The following is a 15,056-nucleotide window of genomic DNA, read 5'->3' on the forward strand; positions in this document are numbered from 1 at the left end:
CTACAAGCGTCCCAGCCTGGGCCGCAGTCTGTTCGAACTGGTGCTGACCGCCACGGCGCTCGGCACGCTGTGGACACTGGGCTGGGTGGCCATGCATTTCGGCCTGTGGTGGCTGGCTCTTGCGCTCACCGTGCCCGCCGCGGCCTTCCTGGTGCGGCTGTTCATGATCCAGCACGACTGCGGGCATGGCTCGTTCTTCGCGGCCAAGGCGGCCAATGACTGGGTCGGCCGTTCCATCGGCCTGCTGACGCTCACGCCTTACGACTACTGGCGCAGCACCCACGCCCAGCACCACGCCACCTCCGGCAATCTGGACCGCCGCGGCCTAGGCGTGATCGAAATGCTGACGGTGGACGAGTATCTGGCGCTCTCGCCCGGCAAGCGGCTTGGCTACCGGCTTTATCGGAATCCGGCGGTGATGTTCGGCCTCGGCCCCACGTTCGTGTTCTTCATCCAGCAGCGCCTGCCCTTCGGCATGATGAAGTCCGGCTGGAAGCCCTGGGTCTCGACCCTCAGCAACACCGCGGTCATCGCCGCAGGCGTGGGCGTGATGATCTGGCTGTTGGGGCCGGCGCCGGTCATGCTGGTCAACTTCACCACCATGGTGATTGCGGCCACCATCGGCGTTTGGCTATTCTTCGTGCAGCACCAGTACGAGGGCGTGGCCTGGTCGCGACAGAAGGATTGGAAGCGCGACGACGCGGCCCTGATGGGCTCCTCGCACTACGACCTGCCCCAGCCGCTGCGCTGGCTGACGGCCAATATCGGCATCCACCACGTCCACCACCTCTCCAGCCGCATCCCTTTCTACCGTCTGCCGCAAGTTCTGAAGGACCATCCGGAACTCCGGGGCATGAGCCGTATCGGACTGCTTGAGAGCTTCAAGAACGCGCGTCTGGCGCTTTGGGACGAGGGCGCGCAACGGCTGGTGTCGTTCCGCGAGATCCGTGGCCGCGTCGCGGCCTGACGCAGGCCATCGTTTCATCATAGCGAGGGCGCGCCGCCTGCCCCTGCGTCAGGCTTGACCCCGCCCGCGCCCTGATCGCCAACTGCCGCCCATAAAACAAGAACATGGGAGGAGACGTGGTGAGCGCTTGGAATTTCGCCGACGTCTGGGAGGCGATCGCCGCCGAACAGCCGGACCGCCCCGCCCTGATCCAGGGTGACCGGGTCATCAGCTGGGGCCAGTTCGACGCCCGCGCCGATGCGCTCGCTGCTCACCTCGTTGATCGCGGACTGACCTCCGACGCCAAGGTCGCGGCCTATCTCTACAACGGTCCCGAATACTTGGAGACCTACTACGCGGCCTTCAAAGCCGGCGTCGCGCCGATCAACACCAACTACCGCTACGGCGGCGACGAGCTGACCTATCTGTTCGACAACGCCGACGCCCAGGCCGTGGTGTTCCACGCAGGCTTCGCCGGCATGATCGAGGCGATCCGCGACAAGCTGCCGACCGTGAAGGCCTGGATCGCCGTGGCCGAGCCCGGCCATCCCGTCCCCGCCTGGGCCGACGACTATGACGCCGTGGTCGCCAAGGCCGCCGCGAACCGGCCGTTCAAGGCGCCCTGGGGACGCTCTCCCGACGACCTGCTGCTGCTCTACACCGGCGGCACCACCGGCATGCCCAAGGGCGTGATGTGGCGCCAGGACGATTTGTTCAATGTCATCGGAGCGGGGGGCAATGCGCTGCAGGGCATTCCACCCCTGACCAGCGCCCAGGAAGCCGCCGAGCGGCTCAACGACGACCAGCGGCGCACGCTGGTCTGCTGCCCGCTGATGCACGGCACCGGCCAGTTCTCGGCCTTCATCACGCTCAACGTGGGCGGCACGGTGGCCACCCTGCCCTCGCGCCAGTTCAACGCCATGGAGCTGTGGGACGAGGCGGTGCGGCTGCAAGCCGACGGCATCGTCATCGTCGGCCTGGCCTTCTCCACCCCGATGCTGGAGGCGCTGGAGGCCAATCCCGGCCGCTGGAACCTTGACCACGTCAAGACGATGAGTTCGTCGGGCTCCATGTGGAGCCAGGAGAACAAGCGCGGCCTGCTGTCCTTCGCGAAGAACGCCATGATCATGGACTCGTTCGGTTCGTCGGAGGCCGTGGGCCTGGGCGCCTCGGCCTCGGCGCCAGGCGCTGAAGCGGCGACGGCGGCGTTCATGCTGGGGCCGAACTGCGTGGTGTTCGCCGAGGACGGCCGCCGCGTCGAGGCGGGGTCGGGCGAACGCGGCATGGTCGCGGTCACCGGCTTCCTGCCGCTCGGCTACTACAAGGACCCCGAGAAGACCGCCAAGACTTTCCAGACCATCGAGGGCCAGCGGTGGAGCGTTCCCGGCGACTGGGCCGAGGTCAACGCCGACGGCACGCTGAAACTGCTAGGCCGCGGCAGCCAGTGCATCAATACGGGCGGCGAGAAAGTCTTCCCCGAAGAAGTGGAGGAGGCGCTGAAGACCCACCCGAACGTCCGCGACGCGGTGGTGGTGGGCGTGCCCGACGCCCGCTTCGGTGAGCGCATCTGCGCGGTGGTGGAGCCCGATCCCGACGCGCCGGGCGCACTCACCCTGGACGAGATGTCGACCCACGTGAAATCGAAGCTGGCCGCCTACAAGGCGCCGCGGGAACTGGTGGTGGTCGAGAGCATCGGCCGGGCGCCCAACGGTAAGGTCGACTACAAGGCCTCGCGGGACCTTGCGCTGGCGGCGCTTGGGGTTGGCGCTTAGGCCCCTCGACCATTTCCTTCACTTCGTGGGCGCAGGGTCGGCGGCGAACGAGGAACTCCGACATGGCCGACACGCCCCAGACACCGGAAGCGGTGGCCTATCAGCTCATGCGCGACGTCATGGCCATCGAGGGCGCCTCAGCGGAACTGCGCGAGACCGGCGGTCCTGATCGGGCGTGGCTGCTGCGGACCTATGCCGAGTGCCTGAAGGTCGTGCGGCCCGAGGGCAAGTCGGCGCAGATGCGCAGCTTCTAGCTCAGGCCAACGCCGCCCACCGGGCTGGTCACCTGCTGCGTCCCGGCCTCGTCAAGCCGACCGTTGCGCACTTGTTCGACGCGCCGCGATCAGCGAGAGAGCCGCCAGGGCGGCCAGCGGCAGGGCCACCTCGGGACGCGCGAGGATCGTCAGCTCGGCCGCCCGGCCGGCGAGCGCCGCCTTGCCCAGCCCAACGCCGAGGTAGGAGTAGATCAGCGAATAGGGCACCGCCCCGATCGCCGTGGCGGTCACATACTTGCGCACCGGCGCGCGGGCGACGCCGGCGGCGACATTGACCAAACCGAAGGGGCTGAGCGGCAGCAGCCGCAGGGTGAGGAGATAGGCGAAGGGACTGGCGTCGAACCCGGCCATGATCTTGCCCAGGCGCCCACGCGCCAACCGGTCGCGGATCGCCGCGCCCGAGGCGAAGCGCGCGGCGACATAGGTCATCACCGCCCCGAGGGTTGAGCCGACGATAGTGGCCGCCGTACCCGTCAGCGGCCCAAACAGGAAGCCGCCGGCCAGCATCAGCACGATGCCCACCGGCACGAAGGCCGCCGTCGCCACCGCGTAGAGGATTGTGAAGACCAAGAGCGTGACCATGGGCGCAGCGGCCACCTGGGCGCGCAGGCCCATCTCGTTGGTGCGCAGATCCTCGAGCGAAAAGTCCGCGCCCAGACCGCTTGCGTAAAAGGCGGCGGCCGCGCCGACCAGCAGCAAGGTCGGCGCCGCGCGGCCCGCCCAGGCCAGCCATGTTCGCCAGAGGTGTCGGCGCTCAGCGCTCATCGACCATGTCTCGGTGGCGGCGGTTCGACTCGATCTCGACCTTAACTATGTCCGGCCGCATGACCCGATCAAGGCGCTCGGGACGATAGGGTTCCCGCGTTCAGCGCGGGCGCTGGTCATTGCCCTTCTTCTTCCACGGCGGCTTGCCGGCCTTGGGACCCGGGCCACCGGCGGAGGCGGCCTTGAAGGGCGGCGGACCCTTGCGGTGCGGCGGCCTGGCGTCGTCGGGCGCGCCCTTGCCGGGGGCCGGCTTGAACTTCGGACGCGGCGGCGAGGTCGGGCCGCCGGGAGGCGACGACGGCTCAATCTTGATCTCGTCGTTGACGGTGGCCTTAACCGCGTTGGCGAACTTGCCGGCCGCGGCGTTGGAAATCTCGAACTTGGTCTCGCGGTCGAAGATCTTGATGGCGCCGATGTCGGGCTTGGTGACGTGACCCAGGCGGCAGATCAGCGGAATCAGCCACTTGGGATCGGCGTTCTTGGCGCGCCCCACGGTGACGCGGAACCAGGTCACGTCGTTGGGGTCGAGGCGCTCGGGCTTGCCGAAGGATCCCTCGGGACGCTCAGGGCGGTCGCCACGGTCGGCGGGGTCGTAGGCGCGCTTCGGCCGGCCCTGCTCGCGGGCCTGGCTGTCGCGCATGCGGGCGTCGTCATAGAGTTCTTCGGGCGACGGCAACCGGGCGCGGTGGATGCGGATCAGGGCGGCGGCGACTTCCTCGGCGGTGCGGTTCTCCAGCACCAGCTTGGCGAGCGCCAGGTCTTCCTCGGCCATGGGCTCGGTCAGCATGGGGTCTTCCAACAGCCGGACCTGATCCTTGGCGCGGATCTCGTCGGCGGTGGGCGGCCCCTGCCAGACGGCTTCCACCCCGGCCGAGGCCAGGAGCTGCTCGGCCTTGCGGCGGCGGGTGTGGGAGACCAGCAGAACCGAGGTGCCCTTGCGACCGGCCCGGCCGGTGCGGCCGGAACGGTGCAGCAGGCCGGCCTTGTTCACCGGGATGTCGGCGTGGATCACCAGGCCGAGTTCGGGCAAGTCGAGGCCACGCGCGGCCACATCGGTGGCGACGCAGACCCGGGCGTGGCCGTCGCGCAGGGCTTGAAGCGCGTCGGTGCGGGCCTTCTGCTCCAGCTCGCCCGACAGACCGACCACGGCGAAGCCGCGTTCGCGCAGGGCCGCGTGCATGTGGCGCACACCGTCTCGGGTGTTGCAGAACACCAGGGCGGCCGGCGACTCGAAGAACCGCAGCACATTGACCACGGCCAGCTCGATCTCGTTCGGCGCGACCCGGATGGCGCGGTACTCGATGTCGCCGTGCGGTTCGTCGCGGCGGCTGGTGTCGATGCGCAGGGCGTCGCGCTGATAGCGCTTGGCCAGCGCCACCATCTCGCGGGCCAGGGTGGCGGAGAACAGCAGGGTGCGGCGGCCGACCGGAGCGGAGTCCAGGATCTCTTCCAGATCCTCCCGGAAACCCATGTCCAGCATTTCGTCGGCCTCGTCGAGGACGACGACCTGCAGGGCCGACAGGTCGAGATTGCCGCGCTCCAGGTGGTCCTTCAGGCGCCCGGGGGTGCCGACCACGATGTGGGCGCCGACGTTCAGCGCCCGCTGCTCGCGGCGCGGGTCCATGCCGCCGACGCAGGTCTCGACCCGCGCGCCGGAGGGCGCGTAGAGCCAGGTCAGTTCCTTGGCCACCTGCAGCGCCAGCTCGCGCGTGGGCGCGATGACCAGGGCCAGGGGCGAGCCAGGCTGGCCGAACTTCTCGGCCTCGCCCAGCAAGGTCGGCCCGGCGGCCAGGCCGAAGGCGACGGTCTTTCCTGACCCGGTCTGGGCCGAGACCAGCAGGTCGCGACCCGCGGCGTCGGGCGCCAGGACAGCGGCCTGGACGGGGGTGGGTTCGGCGTAGCCTTGGCTCGCGAGCGCGCGCGCCAGGGCGGGGTGGATTTCGGGGAAGGCCATTTCAGTCCGTTTCGCAAGCCGCAACGAAAAGAAAACGCGCGGTTGCGCCTTAGAGGGCAAGAGGGCCGCCGCCGCAAGCCTTGCGACGTCGATTTTATCCACAGAGACCCTGCGGCGCAGTCGCTCAAGAGGGGAATGATATGAAAAACATCGTTTGAACGCGGACAAACGCCCGGAGAAAGGCCGTCCCTGGCGCGAACGCCGCGACGTCGCTAGCCTGCGGAGCATGGAAAAGACCCCGCCCTTGCGCCGCCTTCGAGACCTACCCGGCGTCGCCGAGCTGGAGCGCAAGGCGCTCATGAAGCCGCGCTACGCCGATGTGGACGCGGCCCATGAGTTTCCCGAGATCAACGAATGTTCGCGCGCGGCCTTCGGCCTGACCGCCGAGGAAGCCGACGAGGTCGTCCGCCCCGAGGGCTGGGACAACATCGATCGCAGGCCCGAGCGCGAGCAGGTCGCGGCTTTCGAGGCCGAGGGCTGGGACGTGACGGGCGAGAACCGCCGGCCGCTGCGGATGCTGGGCCACCTCAGCCAGCAGCTCTGGCTGGCCCTGCGGGGGGTGGCGGGAGAATTGCCGTTCGTCCCCGACGACGACGAGCCCGATCCGATGAAGTCGTCCCTGGCCAAGGAGGCCGCGGCCTTCCGGCGGAATAGGCGCTAGGCGCGGCCCGCAAAAAAAGAGAGCCGAGCGTCGCCGCTCGGCTCCCAAGGCGGGGGATAAACTCAGAACGTTTTGCGCAGGCTGACGAACACCTGGCGCGGCGCGCCGGCCAACAGGGTCTGGCTGTCGCCGCGAATGGCGAAGCCGTTGGAGTCGATGGTGGAGACGTACTTCTCGTCGAACAGGTTGGTGACGTTGACCTGCAGCTCCAGCCCGTCCAGCAGCGGCGTGCCCGAGAAGCGGTAGCCGGCGGCCAGTTCGGCCAAGGTCTGGGACGGGACGCCGCGGTCGTTTTCATAGGTGAAGAACCGCTCGCCCAGATAGGACAGCGAGGCCTTTCCGAAGAAGGCGCCGTTGTCGAAGCTCAGCTCGGCCTTGAACAGGTTTTCCGGGGTGTCGACGGTGGTCTTGCCCGCCGTCCGCGCGACGATGACGCCGTTTCCGTCGCGGGTGTCCTCGTCATAGGTCGAGTCGTTGTAGGCGTAGGAGGCGAACAGCGACCAGTCGGGGGCGAAGTCCCAGGACGCCGCGGCCTCGAAGCCCTTGGCGGTCACGCCGCCGACATTGGACAGGGCCGAGGGATTGCCCTGGATGCCCGAACCCTGGGCGACCCCGAACAGCCGGTTCTCGAACTTCACGTGATAGAAGGCGACGACGCCCTGGAAGTCGGGGGTCTTGTAGCGCCAGCCGGCCTCGAAGGTCTGGGACAATTCGGGCTTCAGCTTGTCCTTGATGGCGTTGAAGCCGACCTGGGAGGCCGAGAACGGCCCCGAGGTCGCCGAGCTGGCGAAGGCGCGCATGTTTTCCGAGTAGCCGGCGAACAGTTGGCTGTCCTCCGACAGATCGAAGCTCGCGCCGATCTGCGGCAGGAAGTTCTCCTCGGCCTTGATCACGCCCGTCTTGTTGGGGCCGATACGGGTGGTCGACTCATTCTCCACCGAGAGCGACTTGAAGCCGAAGTTGACCTTCAGGGCCTCGGTGACGGTCCAGGTGTCGCTGAGGTGGAACTTGGTCGTGGTGGTGTCGAAGGCGTACTCCCAATCGGTGCGGAAGGCGCCCGACTGCATCTCCAGGATATCGCGCGAGAACGAGGTGCGGTTGAGGGCGTAGAACCGCCGCGCCTGGACGAAGTCGTTGGTCTCGTACCAGAAGCCGCCCTCGACCTCGTGGGCGCCCAGGGTCAGCGTCAGGCTGGCGATCGCGCCGGACCGCTTGATGTCGTACTCGGTGGTGCGGATCGACAGCGGCGCGTCGTTGGTGGTAGCGCCGGCGACGCCGTAGTTGGGCGAGGCGACATAGGGCGTGACCCAGAGACCCTGTCCCTCGTTCTCATGGCGATAGGCGGTGGCCTTGACCCGCACCATGTCGTTGATCGGCAGGTCCAGGCTGAGGGCGCCGATGATGTCGTCGCGCAGGCCCGAGGCGTCGTAATAGGCGTCGTCGGGGCTGATGATCGGCGCGGGATAGACCGTCCCGAACGACGGGAAGCGCGGTGCCACCCCGGTGTCGCCGCGATTGTGCCCGATCTCGGCGACCTGCACCGCCTTGACGTAGTTCGAGGCGAAGTTGTCCCAGTCCAGACCCAATCGGCCGATCATCTCGAGGGAGAGATACTGATAGTCCTGCTCCTGGCGGGACGACCAGTTGACCCAGCCGGTGATGGCGCCTTCGCCGATCGGCTGAACGGCCTTGACGTTGACCTGCTGCTGGCGCTGCTCGCCGTCGCCCTTCCACTTGCTGGCGGTGTTGTAGGAGTAGCTGGCATAGCCCCGGGCGCCGGACGGCAGCTCGCCGCTCTCCAGCCGCAGGAATCCGCGATAGGTGTCGTCCGAGCCGGCGGTCCCCGCCGCCAAGCCGCCGAACTCCGCGCCAGGTTCACGCGACAGGAACTGCAGCGAGCCGCCCAGGTCGCTGACCGAGGCCGTGCTGAGCGCGCCCGCGCCCTGGGCCAGTTCGACCTGACCCACGTTCTCGCCGGCGATGGCGCGCGAGATGTGCAGGCCGTTGTGGTTGCCATAGGTCATGTCGCCCAGCGGCACGCCGTCCAGGGTGAAGCCCAGGCGGTTACGATCGAAGCCGCGGATCGAGATCCGCGAGGACCACTCGTAGGACCCGAAGGGGTCGGCCGACTGCAGGTTCACGTTGGGCAGTTTCTCGACCAGCTTGAGCGGGCTTGCGCCAGCCACCTCCAGCGAGAGCTCCTGGCCGTCCACGGTCTGGACCTGCCGCGCCTCGCCGCGGCCGAAGACCACCAATTCGTCGACCGAGGCCGCGTCGGCCACGTCATCGGATGGCTCCTGCGCCGCCGCGGCGCTCGCCATCGCCAGCATCAGCGCGCCAAACGCCGCGCCCGTGAGAAATTTCGTCTTCATGTTGTTTTCGCCCCTCGCGTCCGGCCCCGCCCCTCGCGGCAGCCCGGCGCGGCCGTGGCGTAACAGCGCTCCTTAAAGCTCCGGCCAAGCTTTCATGACGACTTGCCGACACAGGAAGCGCTCAAGGCGCGGATTCACCCATGGCTCATAAACAGGCGCTAGAAGGCTTAGTCATGGACCGTCGCAAAGAGCCCCGCCCCGCTGAACGTCTGGCGGAACTTGACCAACAAATCGCCGAGCAGGGCGATGCGAACGGGCTGCTGACCCGAATCAAGCGGGTCACCGAGGCCCAGGTCGAAACCATGAAGATCGTCGGTCGTCGCGCCGAGGATAAGGCCTAGCCCCTAGCGGGCCGGCGGCTCGAACAGCTCGATCGGGTTGCCTGAGGGATCCTCGATCAGGATCTGCTTGCCGCCGTTGCCCTGAACGATCTCGTTGCGGAACCGGCTCCCCGCGGCCCTCAGTCTTTCGACCTCCGCATCGAGATCGCGGACCTCAAGTTGGATGCGGTTCCAGCCGCCTGGCGCGGGCGCATCGCCGTTGGGCATGCTCTGGCCCGCACCACCGGCGCCGGGGCGGTTCAGAAGCATCCGCAGTGGCCCACGGCTTAGCATCGCGAAGCCAGGCCCCGCCTGCATGACGACCTCGAAGCCCAGCATGTCGCGATAGAAGGCGACCGCGGCGTCCACGTCGGCCACGATGTAACGCACGCTCACGGTATCCATCACGGTCTCCGGGCCGGCTCCGAGCCTTAGCTCGAAAAGAGACGGCGAAGCTCCGACCGCGTCAAGTCTGGCGAGCTAGCCCCTCAGTCGCCGGACCAGGGTCTTGCGCGGCTTGCGAGGCGGCGGCGCTGGCTTGATCCTGGCTGCCGGCGGCGGCGGCAGGGGCGCGTCGGCGCTGTCGGCCAGGAGCCGCGCGGCGAGCATCATGTCCGCCTTGACCACCGCGTAGTCCTCGCGCTCCACCCAGGCTCGGACGGCGAGCTCGACGAAAGCCTCCGACATGCCGGTGACCTCGGCCAGGGGCGCGGGGTCGGTGAGGACCAAAGGATTGGACTCGGCGCGGATCTTCAGCCCCATCAGTAGGGCCGGCACATCGCGCTTGGTGTCCACGCGCACGACGGCGTCCACCCGGCGGCGGGCATGGTGGCTGGTGTTGACGATGACATCGCCGAACACCTTGGCGTTGGGCATGACCACCTTGATGTTGTCGGGGGTGGCCAGCTCGGTGACGAACAGGTCCAGCGCCTGGACCGTGCCGGTGCGCCCGGCGATCTCGACCACGTCGCCTACGCGATAGGGTCGGAACAGAAGCAGCATGACGCCTGCCGCGACGTTGCTCAGCGTGCCCTGCAGCGCCAAGCCCACGGCGAGCGACGCGGCGCCGACGACCGCCAGGATCGACGTGGTCTGGACCCCGATCTGCTGCAGCACCGCGATCAGGCCGACGATGATGACCACGTAGCGGGCCAGCGACCCACCGAAGCTCTGCAGGGTGACGTCCGGCGGACCCTGACGGTGGGCCCGGGCCAGGACCCGGCGTACCAGGCGCGAGGCCCAGCCGGCGGCCCAGAACGTGACCATCAGGATGATCACGGCGACGACCAGGTTCACGGCCAGATCGCCGGCGGCGTCGATGAACTTGTGGATCACATCTTCGTCGGCGGTGATCGTGTCACTCAGCCGCCGGCTGACCTCACGTTTGAATTCCTGCATGCGCTCCGTTGCGAAGGCGGGCCTAGGCCGCCTTCTGCAATTCCTGTTTCACCCGTTCGGCGAGCATCTTGATATCGATGGGTTTGGGCAGGAACGAGACGTTCTCCTCGCCTTCGAGCAGATTCGAGAACTCCGCCTCAGCGTAGCCCGAGATGAACATCACCGGCGCGCCGGCCAGGAAGACGCGCGCTTGCTTCAGCAGATCGGGTCCCTGCATGCCCGGCATGACCACGTCGGAGATCATCAGGTCGATGGAGCCGGCGTGTTGTTCGGCCAGTTCCAGGGCCTCTTCGCCCGACGCCGCCTCGATCACCTCGTAGCCGCGGGCGCGCAGTAGCTTGGCGGCCACCCCGCGCACCGCGTCCTCGTCCTCGACGAACAGGATGCGCCCGGCGCCCGAAAGGTCGCGCGCCTTGGGCGGGGCCTTGACCACCGGAACCAGGGCCGGCGCGGCGGCCGAGGGGATGTGGACCGGCAGGAAGATGCGGAAGGACGCGCCGGCGCCCGGCTTGGAGTCGACACTGATCCAGCCGTCGGACTGCTTGACGATGCCGTAGACGGTGGCCAGGCCCAGCCCCGTCCCCTCACCCACCGGCTTGGTGGTGAAGAAGGGGTCGAAGATCTTGTCGATGACGTCGGGCGGGATGCCGGGGCCGTCGTCGGACACCTCGATCAGGGCCTGGTCGCCCTGGGCGTCCGGATAGCCGAGACCGGCGGCCTCTTCCTGGGTGACCCTGGCCAAGCGGATGGTGACCACGCCGCCGCCGTGCGCGCGCACGGCGTCACGGGCGTTGACGGCCAGGTTCATGACCGCGGTCTCGATCTGGCTGCGGTCGGCGCGCACGTGCGGCAGGTTGCGGCCGTACTCGGTCTCGAGCTTCACGTCCTCGTAGAGCACGCGGCGCAGCAGCACCTCGGACTCGCTGATCAGTTCGCCGAGATCGAGGGTCTCGCGCTGGACGGTCTGCTTGCGCGAGAAGGCCAGCAGCTTGCGCACCAGGTCGGCGGCCCGCGCCGATGTCGACTTGATCTCGTTCAGCCCCTCATAGGACGGGTCGCCCACCGGATGGCGGGTGGCCAGTACGTCGAGTTGCATGAAGATGGCGGTGAGCAGGTTGTTGAAGTCGTGGGCCACGCCGCCGGCCAGCTGGCCGATGGCCTGCATCTTCTGGCTCTGCGAGAGCTGCAGTTCGATCTGCTTCTGCTCGGAGACATCGACCAGATAGGCCACCCAGCGGCCGTCGCTCTTGGAGAGGTAGAGGTGGGCGATCTTGGCCGGGTCGCGGGCCAGCCGGACCTCCAGGGCGCCGACCTGGCCGTCCTTCAGCTTCTGGGCGGCGTCGATCCGCGAGGCCGGCTCGATCAATTCGCCGAACACCTCGCCCGCGCGCCCGCCGCCGGCCACGGCGGCCAGGCTGTGGTTGGCCTCGACAATGGTGGCCGCGAAGGGGTCCTCGCCTTCCAGCAGGGCCGCGCCGAACGGCGAGGCTGCGGCGAATGCGTCCAGCACCTTGGGTGGCGGGGGCTTGGCGGTGTTGAAGGCGTTCAGCACCTCGGCCGCGGCGGCTGGCAGGGCCAGGGGCTCGCGCGTCCGGTCGTCCAGCCGCACCAGGAAGCGGCGCTCGCCCAGCGGCGAGACGGTGGCGGCGTGTTCCGAGCCGTTGGTGCGGATCGCCGCGCGGCCGGTCTCGCCGCGCCGCGCGGCGGTCAGCGCCGAGAATAGGCTGGCCGCGGAAGGTCCGCCCTTGGGCAGGCGCTGCGCCGCGCCCAGGGCCGCGCGCCAGGGCGCGTTGGCGGCGTGGATGCGGCCATCGGCGGCGGCGATGGCGGCCGGCTCGGTGAGCGCATCGATCAACTTGTCGGCGCCGGGCTCGCCCTCAGGCGCCGCGTCGATGGCGTTGCGAAGGGCGAACAGACCCAGACACGCGACGCCGAACAGGCCCACCAGCAGCATCATCCCCGCCCGCGTCGCCGCCCCGGCGTTGAAGGCCGGCACCGACGCGAACCCCACGGCGGCGAGGAAGCACAGGGCCGCGAACCCCATCAGGGGATCGAAGCGCCGGCGCGCGTCCTCTCGGGTCGTTGACTTGGCCATGGGTTGGGCCCGGTTGATCCCAGTTGCGGAGGCCAGCGCCCCCAACGAATCACTCACAGCGATACTCTCACGAATCCCTAGTCTTTTCGGTGCGTCAGGCCGCGCCGGCGGCGCGGCGTCCGGTCTGCATGATGAAGCCGATCAGCTTGGCCACGGCTTCGTAGTGGGCGGGCGGAATGAAGTCGTCGAGTTCGACCGCGGCGTAGAGCGCGCGCGCCAGGGGCGCATCCTCGATAACCGGCACGCCAGCCTCCTCCGCCAGCGCGCGGATCTTGAGCGCGATGGTGTCCATGCCCTTGGCCACGCATTGCGGAGCCGCGGTCTCGCCCTCCTCGTACTTCAGCGCCACGGCGAAGTGGGTCGGGTTCATGATCACCATGGTGGCGCCGGGCACCGCGGCCATCATCCGACGGCGCGACCGCTGGATCTGGATCTGCCGACGCTTGGCCTTGATGTGGGGATCGCCTTCGGAGTTCTTGAATTCCTCCTTCAGCTCTTCCTTGGTCATCATCATCTTCTTCATGAAGCGCTGGCGCTGCCAGAACCAGTCGAAGCCCGCGACGACCAGCATCAGGCCGGCCACGGCGAAGACCAGCTTGCGCAGGATCTCGATGGTGAAGGGCAGGATGGCCGCCGGGTCCATGGCCGCCAGGTCTTTCATCGGCGCGACATAGGGCTTCATGACCACGTAGCCGACCCAGCCGACCATGATGATCTTCACCAGCGACTTGAAGAACTGCATCAGGCCCTCGGGACCCAGCATCCGCTTCAGGCCTCCCAGGGGCGAAACCTTCTTCCAGTCCGGCTTCAGCTTCTCGGGGGAATACATGAACCCCGTCTGGATCAGATTGCCGCCGGCCCCCAACAGACCCGCCACCACCAGCACGGCGAACAGGATCGGCGCCGAGGCCATCATGGTGTGACGGGCGATCTCCACCCCGCCGCCGCCCTCGACGCTCATGTCGTGCGGATGGGCGATGAAGGGCAGCAACTCGTTGGCGAGGTTGTTCGACATCCAGCCGCCGGCGATGGCCAGCACGGCCGCGGCGCCGGCGAACGAGGCCAGCATGGCGAGGTCGGGGGTCTTGGCGACATCGCCCTTGTCACGGGCTTTCTGAAGTTTGCCGGGTGTCGGCTCTTCTGTCTTTGACGCGGCGTCCTGTTCTTCAGCCATGTCCTAGCTCGCCAGGAACAGGCTGATCAGCTCGCGATAGCGGCTGACCCAGACGAGGCCGATAGTGCCCAGGCTGAGCGCGAAGATGGACAGGCCGAACAGCACCATCAGCGGCGTGGCCACGAAGAACACCTGGAACTGCGGCATCACCCGGCCGACAAGGCCTGCGGCGATGTTGAAGATCAGCGAGAACACCACCACCGGGGCGGCGAGCTGAAGGCCCAGCTTGAAGGAGCCGGCCACCGTCTGGATAGCGAGCTGGGCGGCGTCGGCAACCGGCACGTCGCGTGTGTAGGGGAAGATCGCGTAGGACCTGACGATCCCGGCCAGGAACATGTGATGCTGGTCGGTGGTCATGATCAGGGTGATGCCGATCAGGCCCAGGAAAGTGCCGAGCGTCGTCGACGGCGCGGCCTGCCCGGGGGCGGCGGTCTGGGCGAAGGAGAGCGTGGTCTGGATCGAGATGATCTCGCCCGCCGCCGCCAGGGACGACATGAACAGGCGCAGGATTCCGCCGATCATCAGCCCGATCAGCACCTCCTTGATCACCGCCGTGCCAACGCCTGAGACCGTTCCCGGCACCGGCAGGCCCTTGGCGATCACGGGCATCAGCATCAGGGCCATCAGGAAGGCGAAGGACAACCGAATGCGGGGCGGCACAGTGGTGTCGCCGAAGCCGGGCAGCAGCATGATCATCGCGCCCACGCGGGCGAAGATCAGGCCCCCGGCATAGACCTGCGAGGCGGCGGCGTAGGATTCCATCGGCCCGCGGCTACATCGCCGCGATGCGCGCGGCGATCTGGCGCATGAATCCGCTCATCAGGGCGCCCATCAGCGGCAGGAACACCAGCAGGGAAATGAAGATCGCCACGATCTTGGGCGCGTAGACCAGGGTGGCTTCCTGGATTTGGGTCAGGGCCTGCATCAGGCCGATGCCGACGCCGACGACCAGGCCGACGATCAACACTGGAGCCGATAGTTGGATGGTGAGCCAGATGGCGTCGCGGCCGACGTCCAGAACTTCGGCGCCGTTCATCGAGGGCCTCTTGGGTACGCTTGGAGGGTGGATCAGGAGCTAGGCCATTTTTGCCGGGCTATGGTTAACGAAGGGAGAATGAGGCCTGAAGTCCGGGAAGCCGAAGGCGTTTGCCTCGCGACGATCGTCCTGGCCTGGCTGGACTCACTGCCCCGCTAGAGAGGCCTCCAGAGCCCGCGCGGCCTCGGCGGGGGTAGCCTTGTCGGTGTCACGGTCGACGCTGTAGTTCGCCGCGCGCATGGCCTCGACGCTGATCTTGCCGACCAGGGGCGACAGGGCCTCGATCAG

Annotated in this window: 14 protein-coding genes; 5 read left to right on the forward strand and 9 right to left on the reverse strand. The window is 68.0% G+C overall.

All coding sequences use genetic code 11. The features are described 5' to 3' along the window. The 3 genes from RMO04_RS17550 to RMO04_RS17560 form a co-directional block, all read left to right on the forward strand. The coding region (locus RMO04_RS17550; RefSeq protein WP_309646058.1) for a fatty acid desaturase at positions 1–967 on the forward strand (967 nt) is incomplete at its 5' end. 119 nt (positions 968–1,086) lie between these two features. Next, positions 1,087–2,718 carry an acyl-CoA synthetase gene (locus RMO04_RS17555; RefSeq protein WP_309646059.1) on the forward strand — a complete coding sequence of 544 codons (1,632 nt, stop codon included), beginning with the start codon at positions 1,087–1,089 and terminating at the stop codon, positions 2,716–2,718. Between the two features lie 62 nt (positions 2,719–2,780). Further along, positions 2,781–2,972, forward strand: coding sequence for a hypothetical protein (locus RMO04_RS17560; RefSeq protein ID WP_309646060.1), 192 nt, complete (start codon positions 2,781–2,783; stop codon positions 2,970–2,972). A gap of 51 nt (positions 2,973–3,023) precedes the next feature. On the opposite strand, the gene RMO04_RS17565 is transcribed toward RMO04_RS17560, so the two are convergent. Continuing rightward, the gene (locus RMO04_RS17565) at positions 3,024–3,758 is read right to left on the reverse strand and encodes a VTT domain-containing protein (protein ID WP_309646061.1); all 735 of its coding nucleotides are present in this window, start codon (positions 3,756–3,758) and stop codon (positions 3,024–3,026) included. 100 nt (positions 3,759–3,858) lie between these two features. Continuing rightward, entirely contained in the window at positions 3,859–5,712 is a 1,854-nt protein-coding gene (locus tag RMO04_RS17570) for a DEAD/DEAH box helicase (protein ID WP_309646062.1), read from the reverse strand. A gap of 244 nt (positions 5,713–5,956) precedes the next feature. Between RMO04_RS17570 and RMO04_RS17575 the strand changes: the two genes are divergently transcribed. Continuing rightward, positions 5,957–6,373: a hypothetical protein gene (locus RMO04_RS17575; RefSeq protein ID WP_309646063.1), complete on the forward strand. Its 417-nt coding sequence runs from the start codon at positions 5,957–5,959 to the stop codon at positions 6,371–6,373. A gap of 62 nt (positions 6,374–6,435) precedes the next feature. Here the strand turns inward: RMO04_RS17575 and RMO04_RS17580 are convergent, their stop codons facing one another. After that, positions 6,436–8,745 carry a TonB-dependent receptor gene (locus RMO04_RS17580; RefSeq protein WP_309646064.1) on the reverse strand — a complete coding sequence of 770 codons (2,310 nt, stop codon included), beginning with the start codon at positions 8,743–8,745 and terminating at the stop codon, positions 6,436–6,438. 140 nt (positions 8,746–8,885) lie between these two features. On the opposite strand from RMO04_RS17580, the gene RMO04_RS17585 reads away from it, so the two are divergent. Continuing rightward, entirely contained in the window at positions 8,886–9,086 is a 201-nt protein-coding gene (locus RMO04_RS17585) for a hypothetical protein (RefSeq protein ID WP_309646065.1), read from the forward strand. Positions 9,087–9,089: 3 nt separating this feature from the next. Here the strand turns inward: RMO04_RS17585 and RMO04_RS17590 are convergent, their stop codons facing one another. The 6 genes from RMO04_RS17590 to fliQ all read right to left on the reverse strand — a co-directional run bounded on the left by RMO04_RS17590 (position 9,090) and on the right by fliQ (position 14,768). Beyond that, positions 9,090–9,470 carry a VOC family protein gene (locus RMO04_RS17590; RefSeq protein WP_309646066.1) on the reverse strand — a complete coding sequence of 127 codons (381 nt, stop codon included), beginning with the start codon at positions 9,468–9,470 and terminating at the stop codon, positions 9,090–9,092. Positions 9,471–9,545: 75 nt separating this feature from the next. Then, positions 9,546–10,463: a mechanosensitive ion channel domain-containing protein gene (locus RMO04_RS17595; protein ID WP_309646067.1), complete on the reverse strand. Its 918-nt coding sequence runs from the start codon at positions 10,461–10,463 to the stop codon at positions 9,546–9,548. Positions 10,464–10,485: 22 nt separating this feature from the next. Then, positions 10,486–12,558, reverse strand: a complete 2,073-nt coding sequence (gene cckA / locus RMO04_RS17600; RefSeq protein ID WP_309646068.1) for a cell cycle histidine kinase CckA — start codon at positions 12,556–12,558, stop codon at positions 10,486–10,488. 94 nt (positions 12,559–12,652) lie between these two features. Then, the gene (gene flhB / locus RMO04_RS17605; RefSeq protein WP_309646069.1) at positions 12,653–13,732 is read right to left on the reverse strand and encodes a flagellar biosynthesis protein FlhB; all 1,080 of its coding nucleotides are present in this window, start codon (positions 13,730–13,732) and stop codon (positions 12,653–12,655) included. Positions 13,733–13,735: 3 nt separating this feature from the next. Then, positions 13,736–14,494, reverse strand: a complete 759-nt coding sequence (fliR, locus tag RMO04_RS17610; RefSeq protein WP_309646070.1) for a flagellar biosynthetic protein FliR — start codon at positions 14,492–14,494, stop codon at positions 13,736–13,738. Positions 14,495–14,504: 10 nt separating this feature from the next. Continuing rightward, entirely contained in the window at positions 14,505–14,768 is a 264-nt protein-coding gene (gene fliQ, locus RMO04_RS17615) for a flagellar biosynthesis protein FliQ (RefSeq protein WP_254836300.1), read from the reverse strand. Positions 14,769–15,056 lie beyond the last annotated feature (288 nt).

Source organism: Phenylobacterium sp. (assembly GCF_031412415.1).
Classification (GTDB): Bacteria; Pseudomonadota; Alphaproteobacteria; order Caulobacterales; family Caulobacteraceae; genus Phenylobacterium.